The 17,335-nt window shown below is 59.5% G+C and carries 15 protein-coding genes; 10 read left to right on the forward strand and 5 right to left on the reverse strand.

Annotated elements, in window-relative coordinates; all coding sequences use genetic code 11:
• Nucleotides 1–25: 25 nt before the first annotated feature.
• The 3 genes from QD461_RS07760 to QD461_RS07770 all read left to right on the forward strand — a co-directional run bounded on the left by QD461_RS07760 (nucleotide 26) and on the right by QD461_RS07770 (nucleotide 4,081).
• Nucleotides 26–1,396 (forward strand): glutamine synthetase family protein, encoded by a 1,371-nt coding sequence (locus tag QD461_RS07760; RefSeq protein WP_184703760.1) that lies wholly within the window; start codon nucleotides 26–28, stop codon nucleotides 1,394–1,396.
• A 154-nt stretch (nucleotides 1,397–1,550) separates the two neighbouring features.
• Nucleotides 1,551–2,936, forward strand: coding sequence for an aldehyde dehydrogenase family protein (locus QD461_RS07765; protein ID WP_414087209.1), 1,386 nt, complete (start codon nucleotides 1,551–1,553; stop codon nucleotides 2,934–2,936).
• Nucleotides 2,933–4,081 carry an iron-containing alcohol dehydrogenase gene (locus QD461_RS07770; protein WP_184703762.1) on the forward strand — a complete coding sequence of 383 codons (1,149 nt, stop codon included), beginning with the start codon at nucleotides 2,933–2,935 and terminating at the stop codon, nucleotides 4,079–4,081. The genes QD461_RS07765 and QD461_RS07770 overlap by 4 nt, the downstream gene beginning before the upstream one ends.
• A gap of 117 nt (nucleotides 4,082–4,198) precedes the next feature.
• Here the strand turns inward: QD461_RS07770 and QD461_RS07775 are convergent, their stop codons facing one another.
• The gene (locus QD461_RS07775; RefSeq protein ID WP_414087210.1) at nucleotides 4,199–5,644 is read right to left on the reverse strand and encodes a L,D-transpeptidase family protein; all 1,446 of its coding nucleotides are present in this window, start codon (nucleotides 5,642–5,644) and stop codon (nucleotides 4,199–4,201) included.
• A gap of 216 nt (nucleotides 5,645–5,860) precedes the next feature.
• Here QD461_RS07775 and QD461_RS07780 point away from each other — a divergent pair, with 216 nt between their 5' ends.
• From QD461_RS07780 to QD461_RS07790, 3 genes are all read left to right on the forward strand, one after another.
• Nucleotides 5,861–6,700 (forward strand): DUF4432 family protein, encoded by an 840-nt coding sequence (locus QD461_RS07780; RefSeq protein ID WP_414087211.1) that lies wholly within the window; start codon nucleotides 5,861–5,863, stop codon nucleotides 6,698–6,700.
• 72 nt (nucleotides 6,701–6,772) lie between these two features.
• Complete coding sequence (locus QD461_RS07785) at nucleotides 6,773–7,111, forward strand: TIGR01244 family sulfur transferase (protein ID WP_414087212.1); 339 nt, start codon at nucleotides 6,773–6,775, stop codon at nucleotides 7,109–7,111.
• 97 nt (nucleotides 7,112–7,208) lie between these two features.
• Nucleotides 7,209–7,553: a RidA family protein gene (locus tag QD461_RS07790; protein ID WP_414087213.1), complete on the forward strand. Its 345-nt coding sequence runs from the start codon at nucleotides 7,209–7,211 to the stop codon at nucleotides 7,551–7,553.
• 39 nt (nucleotides 7,554–7,592) lie between these two features.
• On the opposite strand, the gene QD461_RS07795 is transcribed toward QD461_RS07790, so the two are convergent.
• The 4 genes from QD461_RS07795 to QD461_RS07810 are packed head-to-tail and all read right to left on the reverse strand — an operon-like array spanning nucleotide 7,593 to nucleotide 12,380.
• The gene (locus QD461_RS07795) at nucleotides 7,593–9,251 is read right to left on the reverse strand and encodes a thiamine pyrophosphate-binding protein (RefSeq protein WP_414087214.1); all 1,659 of its coding nucleotides are present in this window, start codon (nucleotides 9,249–9,251) and stop codon (nucleotides 7,593–7,595) included.
• The gene (locus QD461_RS07800) at nucleotides 9,248–10,450 is read right to left on the reverse strand and encodes a CaiB/BaiF CoA transferase family protein (RefSeq protein ID WP_414087215.1); all 1,203 of its coding nucleotides are present in this window, start codon (nucleotides 10,448–10,450) and stop codon (nucleotides 9,248–9,250) included. The genes QD461_RS07795 and QD461_RS07800 overlap by 4 nt, the downstream gene beginning before the upstream one ends.
• Nucleotides 10,451–10,468: 18 nt before the next feature.
• Nucleotides 10,469–11,428 (reverse strand): DMT family transporter, encoded by a 960-nt coding sequence (locus QD461_RS07805; protein WP_414087216.1) that lies wholly within the window; start codon nucleotides 11,426–11,428, stop codon nucleotides 10,469–10,471.
• 19 nt (nucleotides 11,429–11,447) lie between these two features.
• Nucleotides 11,448–12,380, reverse strand: coding sequence for an alpha/beta fold hydrolase (locus tag QD461_RS07810; RefSeq protein ID WP_414087217.1), 933 nt, complete (start codon nucleotides 12,378–12,380; stop codon nucleotides 11,448–11,450).
• 166 nt (nucleotides 12,381–12,546) lie between these two features.
• Between QD461_RS07810 and QD461_RS07815 the strand changes: the two genes are divergently transcribed.
• The 4 genes from QD461_RS07815 to metF all read left to right on the forward strand — a co-directional run bounded on the left by QD461_RS07815 (nucleotide 12,547) and on the right by metF (nucleotide 17,189).
• The gene (locus QD461_RS07815; RefSeq protein ID WP_414087218.1) at nucleotides 12,547–13,293 is read left to right on the forward strand and encodes a ribonuclease T2 family protein; all 747 of its coding nucleotides are present in this window, start codon (nucleotides 12,547–12,549) and stop codon (nucleotides 13,291–13,293) included.
• 126 nt (nucleotides 13,294–13,419) lie between these two features.
• Complete coding sequence (gene ettA, locus QD461_RS07820) at nucleotides 13,420–15,069, forward strand: energy-dependent translational throttle protein EttA (RefSeq protein ID WP_414087219.1); 1,650 nt, start codon at nucleotides 13,420–13,422, stop codon at nucleotides 15,067–15,069.
• 190 nt (nucleotides 15,070–15,259) lie between these two features.
• Nucleotides 15,260–16,285: an ArsR/SmtB family transcription factor gene (locus QD461_RS07825; RefSeq protein WP_414087220.1), complete on the forward strand. Its 1,026-nt coding sequence runs from the start codon at nucleotides 15,260–15,262 to the stop codon at nucleotides 16,283–16,285.
• Nucleotide 16,286: 1 nt separating this feature from the next.
• Nucleotides 16,287–17,189 (forward strand): methylenetetrahydrofolate reductase [NAD(P)H], encoded by a 903-nt coding sequence (metF, locus tag QD461_RS07830; protein ID WP_414087221.1) that lies wholly within the window; start codon nucleotides 16,287–16,289, stop codon nucleotides 17,187–17,189.
• Nucleotides 17,190–17,335: the final 146 nt, after the last annotated feature.

A 17,335-nucleotide genomic window follows, 5' to 3' on the forward strand; every position in this document is an offset into this window, starting at 1 on the left:
TTTTTATATTTCAGGCGGATAAATCATGAGCACTAGCTATACGTTCGATGACCTCAGGAAGGATGTGGCCGAAGGGCGCATCGATACGGTTCTGGCATGCCAGGTGGACATGCAGGGCCGCCTGATGGGCAAACGTTTCCAGGCGGAATTCTTCGTCGAGAGCGCCTGGAAGGAAACGCATAGCTGCAACTATCTGCAGGCCACCGACATCGAGATGGAAACTGTCTCTGGTTACAAGTCGACAAGCTGGGAGAAGGGCTATGGCGACTATACCATGAAGCCTGATCTTGCCACGCTGCGCCGCATTCCGTGGCTGGAAGGCACGGCGCTGGTACTCTGCGACGTGCTCGACCATCACACGCACGAGGAAGTCGCGCATTCGCCGCGTGCCATCCTCAAGAAGCAGGTCAAGCGCCTCGAAGCGATGGGCATGAAGGCCTATATGGCTTCGGAGCTCGAATTCTTTCTTTTCGATCAGAGCTACGACAGTGCCCGCGAAGCCGGCTATCGCAACCTCAATCTCGTCAGTGGATACAACGAGGATTACCACATCTTCCAGACCACCAAGGAAGAAGATGTGATGCGCGCGATCCGCAAGGGTTTGCAGGGCGCCGATATTCCGGTCGAAAACTCCAAGGGCGAGGCCTCTGCCGGCCAGGAGGAAATCAACGTTCGCTACGCCGACGCGCTGACCATGGCGGACCGTCACGCCATCATCAAGAACGGCTGCAAGGAGATCGCCTGGTCGAAGGGCAAAGCCATTACCTTCCTGGCAAAATGGAATTACAGCGCTGCCGGCAGTTCATCCCATATCCATCAGTCGCTCTGGAGCGCCGATGGCAAGACGCCGCTGTTCTTCGACAAGGAAAAAGAACATGGCATGACGCCGATGATGAGGCACTACGTTGCCGGCCTTCTGACGCATGCCAGCGAAATTACCTACTTCCTGGCGCCCTATATCAATTCCTACAAGCGCTTCGTGGCCGGCACCTTTGCCCCCACCAAGGCGATCTGGAGCACGGATAATCGCACGGCCGGGTATCGCCTGTGCGGTGCCGACACTAAGAGCATCCGTATCGAGTGCCGCGTCGGCGGCTCCGACCTCAATCCCTATCTCGCTTTTGCGGCGCTGATCGCCGCAGGCATTGACGGAATCGAGAACAAGCTCGAACTGGAAGCGCCCTTTGTCGGCGACGCCTATGGCGCACGCGAGGTTCGAGAAATTCCGCGCACGCTGCGTGGTGCGACCGAAGCCCTAACCAATTCGAAAATGTTGCGTGCGGCTTTCGGCGACGAGGTGATCGATCACTATACCCGTGCTGCCGAATGGGAGCAGGAAGAGTATGATCGTCGCATCACCGATTGGGAAGTGGCGCGCGGATTCGAAAGAGCGTAAGGCTTTTGCAAGCTGTCCCTGTCCGATTTCCATTTCATGATCGGGCAGGGGCGTCAGGATGGCCCGCTCGCCTGATATTTCCGCTTTGAATGCGGCCACAGGTTGTGCAACATCCGGCAATCAATTTGATGACCAAGAAAACAGGAATTCGATCATGACGATGATCAAATGCGTCTCACCGGTAAACGGAGAGGTTTATGTCGAGCGTCCGGCGCTGTCGCTCGAAGCCGCCAAGGAAGTTGTGGCCCGCGCCCGCAAGGCGCAGAAGGATTGGGCGCGCCGCCCATTGGAAGATCGTGTCCAGCTCGTGCTAAAGGGTGTCGCCAGGCTGAACGAGATGGCAGATGTAGTCGTGCCGGAGCTTGCCTGGCAGATGGGCCGCCCGATCAAGTATGGCGGCGAATATCGCGGATTCAACGAGCGCTCGAACTATGTCGCCTCGATCGCTGCCGATGCAATGGCGCCGCTGGTCGTGGAAGACAGCGCCAATTTTGCCCGCCGTATCGAGCGCGAACCGCATGGCGTCGTCTTCGTCATCGCTCCCTGGAACTATCCTTATATGACGGCGATCAACACGGTCGCTCCGGCTCTGATGGCCGGCAACACCGTCATTCTCAAACACGCGAGCCAGACGCTCCTGGTCGGTGAGCGGCTCGTTCAGGCTTTCGTCGAGGCCGGAGTTCCTGCCGATGTCTTCCAGAATGTCTTCCTTGACCACGATACGACTTCGGCGCTGATTGCTGCAGGCAGCTTCAACTTCGTCAATTTCACCGGTTCTGTCGAAGGCGGCCGGTCGATCGAGCGTGCCGCCGCCGGTACCTTTACCAGCCTCGGGCTGGAACTCGGCGGCAAGGATCCGGGCTATGTCATGGAGGACGCCGATCTCGACGCCGCCGTCGACACCTTGATGGATGGCGCCACCTTCAATTCCGGCCAATGCTGCTGCGGCATCGAGCGCATCTATGTGCATGAATCGCTCTACGACAGCTTCGTTGAGAAGTCGGTCGCCTGGGTTTCGAACTACAAGCTCGGCAACCCCCTCGATCCCGAGACGTCGCTCGGCCCGATGGCGCATAAGCGTTTTGCCAAGGTCGTGCGTGACCAGATCACAGATGCTGTTGCCAAGGGCGCGAAGGCACTGGTCGATCCGAAGCTGTTTCCGGCGGACGACGGCGGCGCTTATCTCGCGCCGCAGATCCTCGTGAATGTCGATCATTCGATGGCCTTCATGCGCGAAGAAACTTTCGGCCCGGCCGTCGGTATCATGAAGGTGAAGTCGGACGCTGAAGCGCTGGAGCTGATGAACGACAGCCCCTACGGTCTGACTGCTTCGCTCTGGACCAAGGATGTCGAGCGCGCCTCGCGCATCGGTCGCGAGATCGAAACCGGTACCGTCTTCATGAACCGCGCAGACTATCTCGATCCGGCACTGTGCTGGACCGGCGTCAAGGAAACCGGTCGCGGCGGTTCACTGTCGATCATCGGCTTCCACAATCTGACGCGCCCGAAATCCTATCACCTGAAGAAAGTAACAGCATGAGCAACATCTCAGCCAATTGGAGCTATCCGAACGCCTTCAAGCTCGGCCGCGGCCGTATCAAGGAACTGGCGGACGCCTGCAAAAGCCTGGGCATGAAGAAGCCGCTCCTGGTCACTGACCGAGGACTTGCTTCGATGGCGATCACCAAGACGGCCCTGGATATTCTGGAAGAGGCAGGTCTCGGCCGCGCGATCTTCGCCGATGTCGATCCGAACCCGAATGAGAAGAACCTCGAAGCAGGCGTGAAGGCATTCAAGGATGGCGGTCACGATGGCGTCGTCGCTTTCGGTGGCGGCTCAGGTCTCGACCTTGGCAAATGCGTTGCGTTCATGGCCGGCCAGACCCGGCCGGTATGGGATTTCGAAGATATTGGCGACTGGTGGACCCGCGCCAGCGTCGAAGGCATCGCGCCGATCGTCGCCGTGCCGACGACCGCCGGCACCGGTTCGGAAGTCGGCCGCGCCAGCGTCATCACCAATTCCGCGACGCATGTGAAGAAGATTATCTTCCATCCAAAGTTCCTGCCGGGCGTCGTCATCGCCGATCCCGAACTGACCGTCGGCATGCCGAAAGTCATCACTGCCGGTACCGGTATGGACGCATTCGCCCATTGCCTGGAAGCCTATTCTTCACCCTTCTACCACCCGATGTCGGCCGGCATCGCGCTGGAAGGCATGCGCCTGGTCAAGGAATTTCTGCCGCGCGCCTATCGCGAGGGAACGGATCTCGAAGCCCGCGCCAACATGATGAGCGCGGCTGCCATGGGCGCCGTCGCCTTCCAGAAGGGTCTTGGCGCCATTCATGCGCTGTCGCATCCGATCGGCGCCGTGTACAACACGCACCACGGCATGACCAATGCCGTCGTCATGCCGGCTGTGCTGCGTTTCAACCGTAAGGCTATTGAGGAGAAGATTGCCCGTGCGGCAGCTTACCTCGGCATCGCTGGCGGCTTCGACGGCTTCTACGATTACGTACTGCAGCTGCGCGCCGAACTCGGCGTTCCGGAAAGCCTCTCGGCCATGGGGATCACGCCCGACCGCATCGACGAGCTTTCTGCCATGGCAATCGAAGACCCGAGCGCCGGTGGCAATCCGGTACCGATGACGCTGGAAAACACGAAGGTTCTTTTCCGCGACTGCTTCTGAGGCATTGCGGAATGTCTTGGCGCGCCGGACGCAAGTTGCGGTGCGTCGAGTACTTCAGGACAAAGAAAAAGCCGCCGGGTGAGCCCGGCGGCTTTTTCGTTCAACCTTGTCTGGCGATCAGTCGACGAATTCCACGACCACGCCGGGCTTGACCATCTTTGCCAGCTCTGTCGCATCCCAGTTTGTGAGGCGCACGCAGCCATGGCTCTGCGTCTTGCCGATTCTGGAGGGATCAGGCGTACCGTGGATACCGTAGGTTGGTTTCGACAGGGCCATCCATACCGTTCCAACCGGACCGTTCGGACCAGGCGGGATGTTGAGAACCTTGTCGTTTCCGGCTTGTTGGAAGTTGATTTTTGGATTGTATGTGTAGCCTGGATTGAAGGCGACGCGCTCGACAGTCACCGTGCCTGACGGCGAAGGCGTGTCGGCAGAGCCGATACTGGCCGGGTAGGCGGCGATCAGCGTGCCGTTGGCATCATAGGCGAAAACCTGCTTGCGCCCCTTATCCGCAAGGATCTTTGCGACCGAGCCGGTCTTGCTGGGGCCGGTATTGACGACCTTGATAGTGTTGCCGGGTATAGTGAAATCGACGCCTGGATTGAGTGCCTTCAGATAGCCCTCATCCATATGAAAGCGCTCCGCCAGCATTTCAGTCGTCGAGGTATAGCCGAGCGACGGCATCTGGGCTTTCGCGGCATAATCCTCGGGGATCGATGCAACATAGGGGCCTGCTGCGTCGGCTGCGGTGATCGTATAATTGACGATCGGCATGCCGCCGGACATGCGCAGCTGCTCGAGGATCGCATCGGTATTGTTGGGGTCGAGCGTCTGTCCCGTCATCTGCTGATAGGCGTAGATCGCCTTCGTGACATTTGCCCCCATACGGCCGTCGATGGCGCCCGGCGAAATCCCTTGCCGCGCGAGGAAGACCTCGAGCGCGGTGATTTCCATCTTTGACTTGCCCTTGAGCGTGATGACCGGCTCTGCCGCCGGCTTGCGGATGATATCCGGCGTCGCTTGCTGCGGGTCGATCGAAGCATAGTCGTTGCCGCTCGGATTGGTCTGACCCTGGCTCCGGTCCGGCATCGGTTGATTGTCGAGCGGCTGGCTCTGTACATCGCCATCGCGCGGGATGGCGCCGGTCACGACATCCTGATCCTGCGGATCGTAGCGACCATAGCCATCGTTGCGATATTGGCGATAGTCGCGGTAGCCGCCATTGTTGGAAAGCTGCGTATCGCCGTAGCGACCGCCGTTCCCGTTTCCATTGTTATTGTAGGCATCGCGAGCCGGCGCACGAGGGTAATAGGTGCTCGCCCTCATTTCGGTGGCGACAACGTTACCATAGGCATCGACCAGGACTCGCCGACCGCGTCCGTCGCGGGCCATCGAGTATCCGCTCCCGTAGGGATACTGCTCAAGAATTTGGCCGTCGGGTGTAACCAGAACCGTGTCGCGGTTGCCGCTGCGATAATACTGTGCCTGCGCGTCGGTGAGCGCGAGCACAGACACGCTGGCTGTCATTGCCAGGACAAAACTCAATCTTACGAACCGGTTCACGTCTGTCGAATCCTCGGGTAGTCGTTCGGCTGACACACACATGGCAAATTTGACGCCAGTATGGATATTTAGATTATCATGCTGAATAAAATATAAAAATTTGTGTGATCAAGGGTTCAAGTTAACATTCGGTAAGGTAAATCACCATTTATTTGCGGCCCGTCCCGCTGTGGAGCAACGTCCGCGCGCAGGGCCGATCAGGGAGGATTCCTAGGAATGATAGATTTTGCCGCGGCAAAAGGGCCGAGACTTGCACTTGATGAGACTTCGGTTCTGGATATCGGTGCTTGCATCGTAGACGGAAATGATCTTGCTCCCGGACGCGCCATTCCCGATGACGGCGATCCCCGCATCGACCATTCGCTCGAGGGTTTCCTTTTCACCTGTGGACCGGATCATATCCGCCATCCGCAGCCGATGACGGGTGCTTTCGAGGGCAAGCGCTATCCGCTGCATGGTTCGTTCTCCTCCAATCCGGCCAAAGTTCTCTGGACCAAATTTGAGAATGGCAATGCGGAGTGCCGTGCTGATATCGATGTTGTCACCGCCGAGGGACAGGCGGCGAGGCTGGAGCGCCATTGGCGGATCGACGGTTCGACCGGCGAGGTTTCCCTGGTTGACCGCGTCATCAACACTAGCAGCGAGGCGATGCCGGTTTTCCTGATGTACCACATGAATATCGGCGGCAAATGGTTCGATGACGGTATCCGCCTTACCGGGCAGATGCTTGAAGATGGGAGCTTACCCTGGGCATTCGGCAAAGAGGGTGGTGATATTTTCTGCGTGCCTGCGCGGGAGAGCGGACAGGATTGGGCGCAGGTCAGCCTTGGACCTATCGCTGCTATCGGCGGGAAGTCTCTAAGGGTGCATTTTGGCGCGGAAACCCTGCCTTTCCTGCAGGTCTGGCGCAATCAGCGAGAGCCGGCGAACGTGCTCGGCATCGAGCCGGTTTCACACCGCTGGGTCTCGCGTGCCGAGCTTCAAGAGGCGGGTGAATTCAATATCCTTCAGCCCGGTGAAGCCCGCAACTTCATGCTCAACTTTGCCTTCGTTTGAGCGCGCGCGGCGGTTGACGCTGGATGCCGGGCGGCGTAGATCAATGCCACAGTTTTAGAGAGGACATGAACCATGGATATCCGCCCGATCGATGATGAGTATTCGGTATCCGGCCAGATCAGCGTAGACGATCTCGACCAGATCAAGGCCATGGGTTTCAAGTCTATCGTATGCCATCGTCCGGACGGTGAAAGCCCGGACCAGACGCCGTTCGACGTGATCGAGGCACGCGCCAAAGAGCTGGGCCTTGAGATCGCTCATGTGCCCGTCGGCCCGATGGGCGTCACAGAAGAGGCCGTGCAGGGCATGGTCGATGCGCTCGACGAATTTCCGCGCCCGATGCTCGGCTATTGCCGGTCCGGCGCCCGTTCAACGGCGATATACCAGAAGACCCACCATATTCGCGGCTAAGCCGACGCGGCCGAGCTGCTCTTGCAGCCCTTGAGATTGCGGGGTGAGCCAAGTGCCTCGCCCCATTTACCTGTCAAAACAACATCAGGAGAAAACCATGAGCATCAAGCGTATCGACGTCGGCGCCCGCATGAGCGGCGCGGTCATTCACGGTAACACCGTTTATCTCGCTGGCCAGGTCGGCGAAGGCGCGAGCGTTACGGATCAGTGCAAGTCGGCGCTGGCCGAAGTTGACCGCCTGCTCGCAGCAGCCGGCACCAACAAGTCGAAGGTCCTCCAGACGCTCATCTACCTCGCAGACATTTCCGATTTCGCAGAAATGAACGCTGCCTGGGAAGCCTGGGTTGATCCGGCCAACACGCCTGCTCGCGCAACCAGCGAAGCCAAGCTCGCTGCGCCGAAGTACAAGGTCGAGTTCATTGTGACCGCAGCGCTCGACTAAGCCAAACTGGCGTGTTTTGGGAGGCCGGGGAGCTTGCGCTCACCGGCCTTTCGTTTGGGCGATTTCCGTCAGCGTGCGCGATGGCGTGATCGCTTCCGGATCAAGCGCGATCTCGATGATGGCCGGCTTGCCGCTGGCGCGGGCTCGCTCGAAGGCCGGAGCAAATTCCTCCGTCGCCTTCACCGTCTCTCCGTGGCCGCCATAGGCACGGGCAAGTGCTGCAAAATCCGGATTCCTGAGCTCCGTGCCGCTGACGCGGCCGGGATACTCGCGTTCCTGATGCATGCGAATCGTGCCGTACATGCCGTTGTTGATGACCAGCGTGATGAGCGGCAGGCCGTATTGGACGGCGGTTGCGAATTCCTGCCCGTGCATCATGAAGCAGCCGTCGCCGGCAAAGCAGATGACTTCCCGTTCCGGAAACAGCTGCTTGGCGGCAACCGCTGCCGGCAGGCCATACCCCATTGATCCCGAAGCCGGCGCTGCCTGGGTTTCGAAGCGGCGGAAACGGTGGAAGCGGTGCAGCCACGTCGCGTAATTGCCGGCACCGTTGGTGAAGATCGTATCGGCCGCCGTATTGGCTTCGATCCAATCCATGATGCGACCCATGTGAACCGAGCCAGGGTTTTTCTCCGGCGTCGTTGACCAGGCGAGATAGGCGGCATGCATGCGCTCGGTCCGCTCTGCCCAACGGGCATTGCCCGGAGCCTCCAGATCAGCAAGGGCGGCGACGAAATCGGTGGGGCTGGCACAGATCGCCAGATCCGGGCGATAGACGCGGCCCAGCTCCGACGGATCGGGATAGATATGGACGAGCTGCTGGCGCGGGTAGGGGATATCGACCAGCGTGTAGCCGGAGGAAGGCATCTCGGAGAGGCGACCGCCGAGCAGGATCAGCAGATCGGATTCCTTGATTTCCTTTGCCAGCGCCGGATTGATGCCGATGCCGACATCGCCCGCATAGCTCGGATGAAGATGGTCGAACAGCATCTGACGGCGGAAGGAGCAGCCGACGGGTAGGTTGAAACGCTCTGCGAATTGCCGGATGCCGGCAACGGCTTCGTCATTCCAGCGTGTGCCTCCCAGAATGACCATCGGGCGCTCTGCGGCAGCCAGCCGCCGCTGAAGATCGGCAAGCTCGCTGCGACCGGGGTGAGCGGCGACGGGCGTATAGGGCTTGGCTTCCGGCGCCTCGACTTCGTCGCGCAGCATGTCTTCCGGCAGCGTCAGCACGACGGGGCCAGGACGTCCCGAGGTCGCGATCGCGAAGGCGCGGGTGACGAACTCCGGGATGCGGGCAGCATCGTCGATCTCGCCGACCCATTTCGCAAATTCGGTAAGTGCGCGCCGGAATTCCACCTCCTGGAACGCCTCGCGCTCGCGGGCATCGCGCTGGACCTGGCCGATGAACAAGATCATTGGGATCGAGTCTTGCCGCGCAATGTGCAGGCCGGCCGATGCGTTGGTGGCTCCGGGGCCGCGGGTCACCATGCAGATGCCCGGCTCGCCGGTCAGCCGGCCCCAGGTATCCGCCATCATCGCCGCACCCCCCTCCTGACGGCAGACGAGTATGTTGATGTCGCTGTCGTGCAGCGCATCGAGCACTGCAAGAAAGCTCTCACCCGGCACGCAGGAAATGCGCTTTACGCCATTCGCCTTCAAAGCCTCGACGATGAGTTGGCCGCCCGTTCGTTTCATATCTTCGCCTTTCCCTCCAGTTCCGCCAATTCGGCGAGAACCTCCTCCTGATGCTCCCCAAGGCGCGGACTTGGCCGCGTATAAGTCAACGGTGTCTCCGACAGGACGATCGGCGTGCGCACGCTTGGGATCATGGTGCCCGCAGCGTCCTCAAGATTGATGCGCAGGCCCCGCGCCTTGATCTGCGGGTCGGCGAACATATCCTCGATCGTGTTGATGGCGCCGGCGGGCACGGCATTGTCCTCGCAGGCCTTCAGCAGGTCCGCCTTGTTCCAGGTCAACGTCTTTGCCGATATGAATGCCCGGACCTCGTTGCGGTGGGCGACGCGGGCCTTGTTGGTGGCATAGCGCTCGTCGTCGGCTTGCGTATTGAGGCCGAGAATGGTGCACAGGCGGCGGAACTGCCCGTCATTGCCGACGGCGAGAATGAGATAGCCGTCTGCCGTCGGAACGACTTCGTAGGGCGAGATATTGGGATGGGCGTTGCCGAGCCGCACGGGCGGCTTACCCGAGATCAGATAGTTCATGTTCTGATTGGCGAGCACGGCTGATTGCACGTCAAGCAACGCCATATCGACTAGCTGTCCTTCGCCGGACTTCAGGGCATGGATCAGTGCCGCCTCTATCGCCGAGACGGCATAGATGCCGGTGAAGATATCGGCGATCGCAACGCCTGCCTTCACCGGCTGGCCGTCCGGCTCGCCGGTGATCGACATGAAACCGGACATGCCCTGGACGATATAGTCGTAGCCCGCGAGGCCGGCATAGGGGCCGGTCTGTCCGAATCCGGTGATGGAGCAATAAACGATGCGGGGATTGACCTTCTTCAAGCTCTCGTAGTCCAGCCCGTATTTGACGAGGCCGCCGAGCTTGAAGTTCTCGATCACCACGTCGGCGGTCTTTACCAGCCGGCGCACCAGTTCCTGCCCCTGTTCCGTCTTGAGATCGGCGACGATGGAGCGCTTGCCGCGATTGGCCGAGTGATAATAGGCGGCCGAGAGGTTTTCGCCATCCTTGCCTTCGACGAAGGGGGGCCCCCATTGGCGCGTATCGTCGCCGCCATCGGGATTTTCCACCTTGATCACATCGGCGCCAAGGTCGGCCAGCATCTGCCCGGCCCAGGGGCCGGCGAGCACGCGGGCAAGCTCGATGACGCGGATACCGAAAAGCGGAGGTTTGTTGGTCTTTTGTTCTGTCATGTCGATCCGCTCTCTCGCTTACGGCGTGAATGCTGTTTCAGATGTATCGGATACCGGCTTGGAAGCAAAGCGCCGCTCGCGCCAGAGAATGTAGAGCCCCGAGCCGATGATAATGAGGATGCCGAGCCATTTGATCGCATCCGGAAAATTGTCGAAGACGAGCCACCCGAAGATCGTCGCCGAGACGATTTCGAAATATTGCAGAGGCGCCAGCATGGAGGCAGGCGCGGCGCGATAGGCATATACCGTGAGAATGCCGGTAATGGCCGCGCTGACGCCGACGCCGAGCAGGTAGAGCGTGGCCGTCAGGTCCGGGACGACCGAACCGAGGATCGCAACGCCGGTCGCCCGGCCGATGGCAAGCAGGATAAGGCTGAAAGCAATGCCCCATATGCCGGTCTGGAACTGCATTGAGGATGCGTCCTCGCTGTGAGAGACGACGCGAGTGATCATCACATAGACTGCGATGCAGAAAGCGGCGACGACAGGCAGCAGAGCGACGAAGCCGACTTCCTGAAAGCTCGGCTGGATAATCAGCATCGCGCCGAAAAATCCCACCGCGCAGGCGGTGTAGCGCCGCCAGCCGATGGTCTCCTTCAGAAAGATGCTGCTGAGGACGGTCAGGATGATCGGCTCGACGAAAAAGATGGCAATGGCATCGGCGACCTCCATGACCTGAAGGGTGGTCACGAACGAGACCATGGATAGCGTCAGTACGCCGGCACGGATGGCATGCACGCCGCTGCGACGCCATGACCAGACGCCCCATTGTCCCCGCATGGCCATGATCGGCAGGGCAAAAAACGCCTGCAGGATGAAGCGTGCGGCCGTGACTTCGGCCGGCGGGACGGTGACTGCTGCAAGCTTGGAGAAGATATCGATGATCGGCGAGAAGATGACGGAGATGAACATCATCGCTAGACCGAAAGTCAGCTCCGACTGCGGCAAGCGCAGCGAGGAACCGCCATTGGCATTCATTGGGATATTCCTTTTATTATCAATTCTTTATCACTATTTTTCCGCACCAACCGGCAAAGTCTGATATGACTTGATTGGCGCCGATTTCGTTCAGCGTTTCGTGCCGCATGTCTGGATGGATGGTGGTCGTAACATGCGAGAAGCCTGCGCGCTTCAAATGGTTTGACAGCCAGGAAATCGCTTTTCCATTCTCCGTTGCCGGATCCCTGCCGCCTCCGACCAGATGGATCGGCATATCGCGCTTCAACCGGTCGAGATAAGCTTTTTGTGGCGCGCGAAAACTTAGTTCGAATATATCCAGCCACAGCGAGACCGAGGCATCGAAGCCGCAGAGCGGGTCGGCAATGTACTTGTCGACCTGCTCGGGCACGCGCGATAGCCAATCGAACTCGGTGCGGTGGTTTGGGATGGATTTTCCCCAAGCGCCGAAGGTCAGTTTCGGCAGCGGCCCGCTTGGCACATCCGAGCCCTTGAACATGCGCTCCGTCGTCAGGATAAGCTGGGCGGCGCGGCCGGCAAGGCCGGGATTGAAGTTGGAATTCCAGACAGTCACGGCGTCGAACTTGTCGGGATAGGAAACGGCGGTGTTGAGGCTGATGAGGCCGCCCATGGAGTGACCGAACAGGATGATCGGCAGACCGGGATGAGCCGCCGCGGCGCGTTCGCGCACGGCCAGAACATCCGCCATCACGTGCTCGATGCCGTTTCTGCGCGCGAAGCGGCCGATTGGAGCATCGCTGGCGATGGTTTCGCCGTGGCCGCGGTGATCATGGGCATAGACATGAAAGCCATGCGAGGCCATCGCGCCCGCGAAGGCTTCGTAACGGCGCGAATGCTCGGCAAGGCCATGGGATATCAGGAGGATGCCGCGCGCCGCGCCCGACGCTGGCGTGTGATGATAGGCTATCGTCGCGCCCGTCGGACTTTTCAGGCGTTGCGTCTCGGCGAACATGTACCATTCCTCCCCATCTCGGATGAGAGTTGATCGGCGGCCGGATTGCAATGGACGGTCGTTGAGGCCCACAGAAATAAATCTCTCCCGCCCCCGTGATTCAGGGTTGCATAGGCTCGATCAAGCTGCTTACTTGTTCCCATAATGTTCTAGTTGGAGGCGTGGAATGAAGCATTTGCTTCGAGTATTTACGGTTGTGCTCCTTTCGGTCGGGACACTCGCGAGCGCGGCGGCGCAGGAACACAGCAGGGGGCGTACCCGCTTCATCCTGGCGGCAAGCTGGGAGCCGGCATTCTGTGCTACAAACCAGAAGAAGGCGGAATGCCGGAACCAGTCGTCAAGCAATTACGATGCGACGAATTTTTCGCTGCATGGCCTCTGGCCGATGCGGCAGGAATATTGCGACGTTTCCGACGACTTGAAGCAGGCGGATCGCGGCCGCGACTGGAAGGACCTGCCGGGGGTACAGCTTTCCCAGGACGTCAAGACCAAGCTGGACAAGGTCATGCCGGGCACGCAATCCGGCCTCGAGCGGCATGAATGGGTCAAGCACGGCACCTGCACGAAGCTGACTGCGGACCAATACTTCTCCATCGCCGCCGGTCTGATCACCGAGCTCAATGCCTCCGCAGTGCGTGATCTCTTCGCCAAGAACATCGGCAAGGAGCTGGATGCGGAAAGCATCAAGGCCGCTTTCGACCAGAGCTTCGGCGAGGACGCCAATGCACGCATCAAGATGAGCTGCCGCCGTGTCGGCAATGTCCGGATGATCTCGGAATTGACCATAGGCCTGTCGGAGGATGCAATCGATCCGCAACAGGGTAACGAGCCGCGGCTTGCAAAACTCATTCAGGGTGCGGGCAGCACGTCGTTCGGCTGCGATCGCGGCGTCGTGGACGCGGCAGGTTTCTAAGCTAATCCGGCCCTTCAGACGCGGATAAATGCCCTCGGACAAGGTTTCGCCGTTGCCCGAGGGCCGGGTTTCGCCTACATAGCGGCACAATTCGCAATGTTATCCGCCCGTGGAGTAACCCAAGCTATGGCACGTCAGTTTATTTATCATATGGCCGGACTGAATAAGTCCTATGGCGCCAAGAAGATCCTCGAGAATATTCATCTCTCCTTCTATCCTGACGCCAAGATCGGTATTCTCGGCCCGAACGGCGCCGGTAAGTCGACGGTGCTGCGCATCATGGCCGGCCTCGACAACGAATATACCGGCGAAGCCTGGCTGGCAGAAGGCGCCACCATCGGCTACCTGGCGCAGGAGCCCCAGCTCGATCCCAACAAGACGGTTTTCGAAAACGTCATGGAAGGCGTTGCCAAGAAAACCGAAATCCTCAATCGCTACAACGAATTGATGATGAACTATTCCGACGAGACGGCGGAAGAGGGCGCCAAGCTTCAGGACATCATCGACAGCCAGAATCTGTGGGATCTGGAAAGTCAGGTCGAGATGGCGATGGAAGCATTGTGCTGCCCACCGCGCGATGCCGAAGTCACCAGCCTTTCCGGCGGCGAGCGCCGCCGTATCGCGCTTTGCCGCCTGCTTCTCTCTCAGCCGGACCTGCTGCTGCTCGACGAACCGACCAACCATCTCGACGCCGAGACCATCGCCTGGCTGGAAAAGCACCTGCGCGACTATCCGGGTGCCGTGATGATGATCACCCACGATCGCTACTTCCTCGACAATGTTACCGGCTGGATTCTCGAACTCGACCGCGGCCGTGGCATTCCCTACGAAGGCAACTATTCCGCTTATCTGCGGGCCAAGGCCAAGCGCATGCAGCAGGAAGCCCGCGAAGAAGCTGGCCGTCAGAAGGCAATCAGCCGCGAACAGGAATGGATCGCCTCCAGCCCCAAGGCCCGTCAAGCCAAGTCCAAGGCGCGCATCAACGCTTACGAACAGCTGGTCGATGCTGCCGAAAATCAGCGTCCCGGTGATGCGCAGATTATCATTCCGGTCAGCGAGCGTCTCGGCCAGGTGGTGATCGAGATGGAGGGCATCACCAAGGGCTTCGAAGGCCGCACGCTGATCAACGATCTGTCGATCAAGCTGCCGCCGGGCGGCATCGTCGGCATCATCGGCCCGAACGGCGCCGGCAAGACGACCCTGTTCAAGATGATCACGGGGCAGGAAAAGCCAGATTCCGGCTCGGTCCGCATCGGCGAGACGGTGCATCTCAGCTATGTCGACCAGAGCCGCGATGCGCTTGACGGCAATAAAACCGTGTGGGAGGAAATCTCCGGCGGCGCCGAAATCATCAAGCTCGGCAAGTTCGACATGAACTCGCGCGCCTATTGCGGCGCCTTTAACTTCAAGGGCGGTGACCAGCAGCAGAAGGTTGGCAATCTCTCCGGCGGTCAGCGCAACCGTGTTCACCTGGCCAAGATGCTGAAGGCTGGCGGCAACGTGCTTCTGCTCGACGAACCCACAAACGACCTTGATACGGAAACGCTGGGGGCTCTGGAAAGCGCGCTCGAAAACTTCGCCGGGTGCGCCATCATCATTAGCCATGATCGCATGTTCCTCGACCGTCTGGCCACGCATATCCTAGCCTTTGAAGGCGAAGGCCATGTCGAATGGTTCGAAGGCAACTTCGAGGATTACGAGCAGGACAAGATCCGCCGTCTCGGCCCCGATGCCCTCAATCCGGGCAGCCAGGCGCACAAGCGGCTGACGCGCTAACCTCTCGGTTTTGCAATTCGAAAACCCCGGCTTGTTCGGGGTTTTTGTTTGCCCATCCGAGTATCCGGATATTCCGTTTTCGTCAGAAGCTAAGAGATTTCCGACGTCGAATTAGCGTCGCGGGCGATTGGCTCTTGCAGATCGCGCTCAAATCACATAAAGATATCTTTATATCTTGATTGGGTGTCGAATGACGGATCTGGTGAAGCTCGGTTTGGAAGAGGTTGTGGACGTGCTGAAGGCCGTCGGCGAGCAGACACGGCTGCGTCTCATGGCGCTCCTTGCCGCAGGCGACCTGACTGTCACCGACCTTACTGAAATTCTCGGCCAATCGCAGCCCCGCATTTCTCGTCACCTGAAACTACTGGGCGAGGCGGGTCTGATCGACCGCTATCAGGAAGGCGCCTGGGCCTATTTCCGTCTTAAGCAAGAAGGGAAGGCGGTAACGCTTGCGCATACTCTTCTGCGCCACACTGCTGAAAAAGATCCGGTTCTGTTGCGCGATGCGGAGCGTCTTAGTGCCGTCAAACGGGTCCGTGCCGAGCGGGCACAAGCCTATTTCAGCCGGAACGCGGCGGAGTGGGATGAGTTGCGCCGCCTGCATGCCGCTGATGAAGATGTGGACAAGGCGCTGATCGAGCTGATCGGCCCGCAGCAGATCGATTCCTTTCTTGATCTCGGAACCGGCACCGGGCGCATGCTGCAGCTATTGGCAGGGCATTATAGGCGCGCGATCGGCATTGACGCCAGCCGGGACATGCTTGCCGTCGCGCGGGCCAATCTAGACCGTTCCAACATTACCGCAGCCTCGGTGCGCCAAGGTGACATTTTCAACCTGCCCTTAGAAGAGCAGGATTTCGATCTGATCACCATTCACCAGGTGCTGCATTTTCTCGATCAGCCCGAGATTGCGATTGTGGAGGCCGTACGAATGCTGCGGCCCGGCGGTCGGCTCGTGATTATCGATCTGGCGCCGCACGGGCTTGAATATTTGCGTGATGAGCATGCGCATCTGCGTCTCGGCTTTTCGCATCAGACCATATCGGAGTGGCTGAAATTGGCGGGGCTCGATGTCGAGCAGGTACAGGATCTTCATTCAGGGAAGGAAAGCGGTCAGGCGCTGACAGTCACCATTTGGCTGGCGCGCGACCCGCGGCTGCAGATCGCGGCCGAGCAAGATCGCCAATCGTCCCCCATTCTTGCTGGGAGAGTTTGATATGTCTTCGAAAATGGAAAACGGCCAAAGCGGCATCCGCATATCCTTCGAGTTCTTTCCGCCGAAGTCGGAGGAAGCCGAACAGCAGCTGTGGAACACCGTTGCTGATCTCACCGAGTGGGATCCCGAATTCGTTTCGGTTACCTATGGAGCGGGCGGCTCGACCAAGGCGCCGACGCTTTCCGCCGTGCGCAAGATGATTCATGAGACGCCGTTCACCACCGCGTCGCACCTGACCTGCGTCGGCGCCACGCGCGAGGACACGCATCGGGTGATCGATGAGTTTCTAGCGGCTGGCGTTCGCCGTTTCGTGGCCCTGCGTGGCGATCCGCCGGGCGGCGTCGGCTCTGCATATCAGCCACATCCGGGCGGCTATGCCAATGCGGCCGAACTGGTGGCTGCCCTGCGCGAGCGCGGCGATTTCGATATTTCCGTTTCGGCCTATCCGGAAAAGCATCCTGAGAGCCGCGATACTTCTGCCGATGTCGATATGTTGAAGCGCAAGGCTGATAACGGCGCCGACAGGGCTTTGACGCAGTTCTTCTTCGATAATGATGCGTTCGAGCGCTATCATGACCGCGTGCGCGCTGCCGGGATCAAAATTCCGATTGTGCCGGGGATCATGCCGATTCAAAATTTGACGCAGCTGAAGCGCTTTGCGGGCGCCTGCGGCACCAGCATTCCGTCCTGGCTCGATAAGCGTTTTGCAGGTACGGACGATGATGTCGAGCTGCGTGCACGAGTTGCGGCCGAGGTCGCCGCCGAGCAGATCCAGGATCTGGTGCGCCGTGGCATCGACGAGTTTCATCTCTACACGATGAACCGTTCACCGCTCGTATCCGCTGTTCTTGAACAGCTGGGAATTCAGCGCAAGGCTGATACGCGCGCGGGCGCCGCTGCCTGACGGGCGTGGTGGATATAATATCCGTTCATGAAAAAGCGCATGTACACCCCGGACATGCGCTTTTCTAATGGAATAGGTGTTTTGTTAGCTTTCGGAGTTCGATCGTTTGCAGGCTTACCCAAGTCGTCAGATGAAGAGCATCGTTA

Origin of the sequence: Rhizobium sp. BR 314 (genome assembly GCF_047445805.1) — a bacterium.
Lineage (GTDB): Bacteria > Pseudomonadota > Alphaproteobacteria > Rhizobiales > Rhizobiaceae > Rhizobium > Rhizobium lusitanum_B.

Excerpts from the sequence above, each read along its gene's own strand:
- QD461_RS07760 (WP_184703760.1), top strand. The coding sequence starts at position 26 with ATGAGCACTAGCTATACGTTCGATGACCTCAGGAAGGATGTGGCCGAA.
- QD461_RS07765 (WP_414087209.1), top strand. The coding sequence starts at position 1,551 with ATGACGATGATCAAATGCGTCTCACCGGTAAACGGAGAGGTTTATGTC.
- QD461_RS07770 (WP_184703762.1), top strand. The coding sequence starts at position 2,933 with ATGAGCAACATCTCAGCCAATTGGAGCTATCCGAACGCCTTCAAGCTC.
- QD461_RS07780 (WP_414087211.1), top strand. The coding sequence starts at position 5,861 with ATGATAGATTTTGCCGCGGCAAAAGGGCCGAGACTTGCACTTGATGAG.
- QD461_RS07785 (WP_414087212.1), top strand. The coding sequence starts at position 6,773 with ATGGATATCCGCCCGATCGATGATGAGTATTCGGTATCCGGCCAGATC.
- QD461_RS07790 (WP_414087213.1), top strand. The coding sequence starts at position 7,209 with ATGAGCATCAAGCGTATCGACGTCGGCGCCCGCATGAGCGGCGCGGTC.
- QD461_RS07795 (WP_414087214.1), bottom strand. The coding sequence starts at position 9,251 with ATGAAACGAACGGGCGGCCAACTCATCGTCGAGGCTTTGAAGGCGAAT.
- QD461_RS07800 (WP_414087215.1), bottom strand. The coding sequence starts at position 10,450 with ATGACAGAACAAAAGACCAACAAACCTCCGCTTTTCGGTATCCGCGTC.
- QD461_RS07805 (WP_414087216.1), bottom strand. The coding sequence starts at position 11,428 with ATGAATGCCAATGGCGGTTCCTCGCTGCGCTTGCCGCAGTCGGAGCTG.
- QD461_RS07810 (WP_414087217.1), bottom strand. The coding sequence starts at position 12,380 with ATGTTCGCCGAGACGCAACGCCTGAAAAGTCCGACGGGCGCGACGATA.
- QD461_RS07815 (WP_414087218.1), top strand. The coding sequence starts at position 12,547 with ATGAAGCATTTGCTTCGAGTATTTACGGTTGTGCTCCTTTCGGTCGGG.
- ettA (WP_414087219.1), top strand. The coding sequence starts at position 13,420 with ATGGCACGTCAGTTTATTTATCATATGGCCGGACTGAATAAGTCCTAT.
- QD461_RS07825 (WP_414087220.1), top strand. The coding sequence starts at position 15,260 with ATGACGGATCTGGTGAAGCTCGGTTTGGAAGAGGTTGTGGACGTGCTG.
- metF (WP_414087221.1), top strand. The coding sequence starts at position 16,287 with ATGTCTTCGAAAATGGAAAACGGCCAAAGCGGCATCCGCATATCCTTC.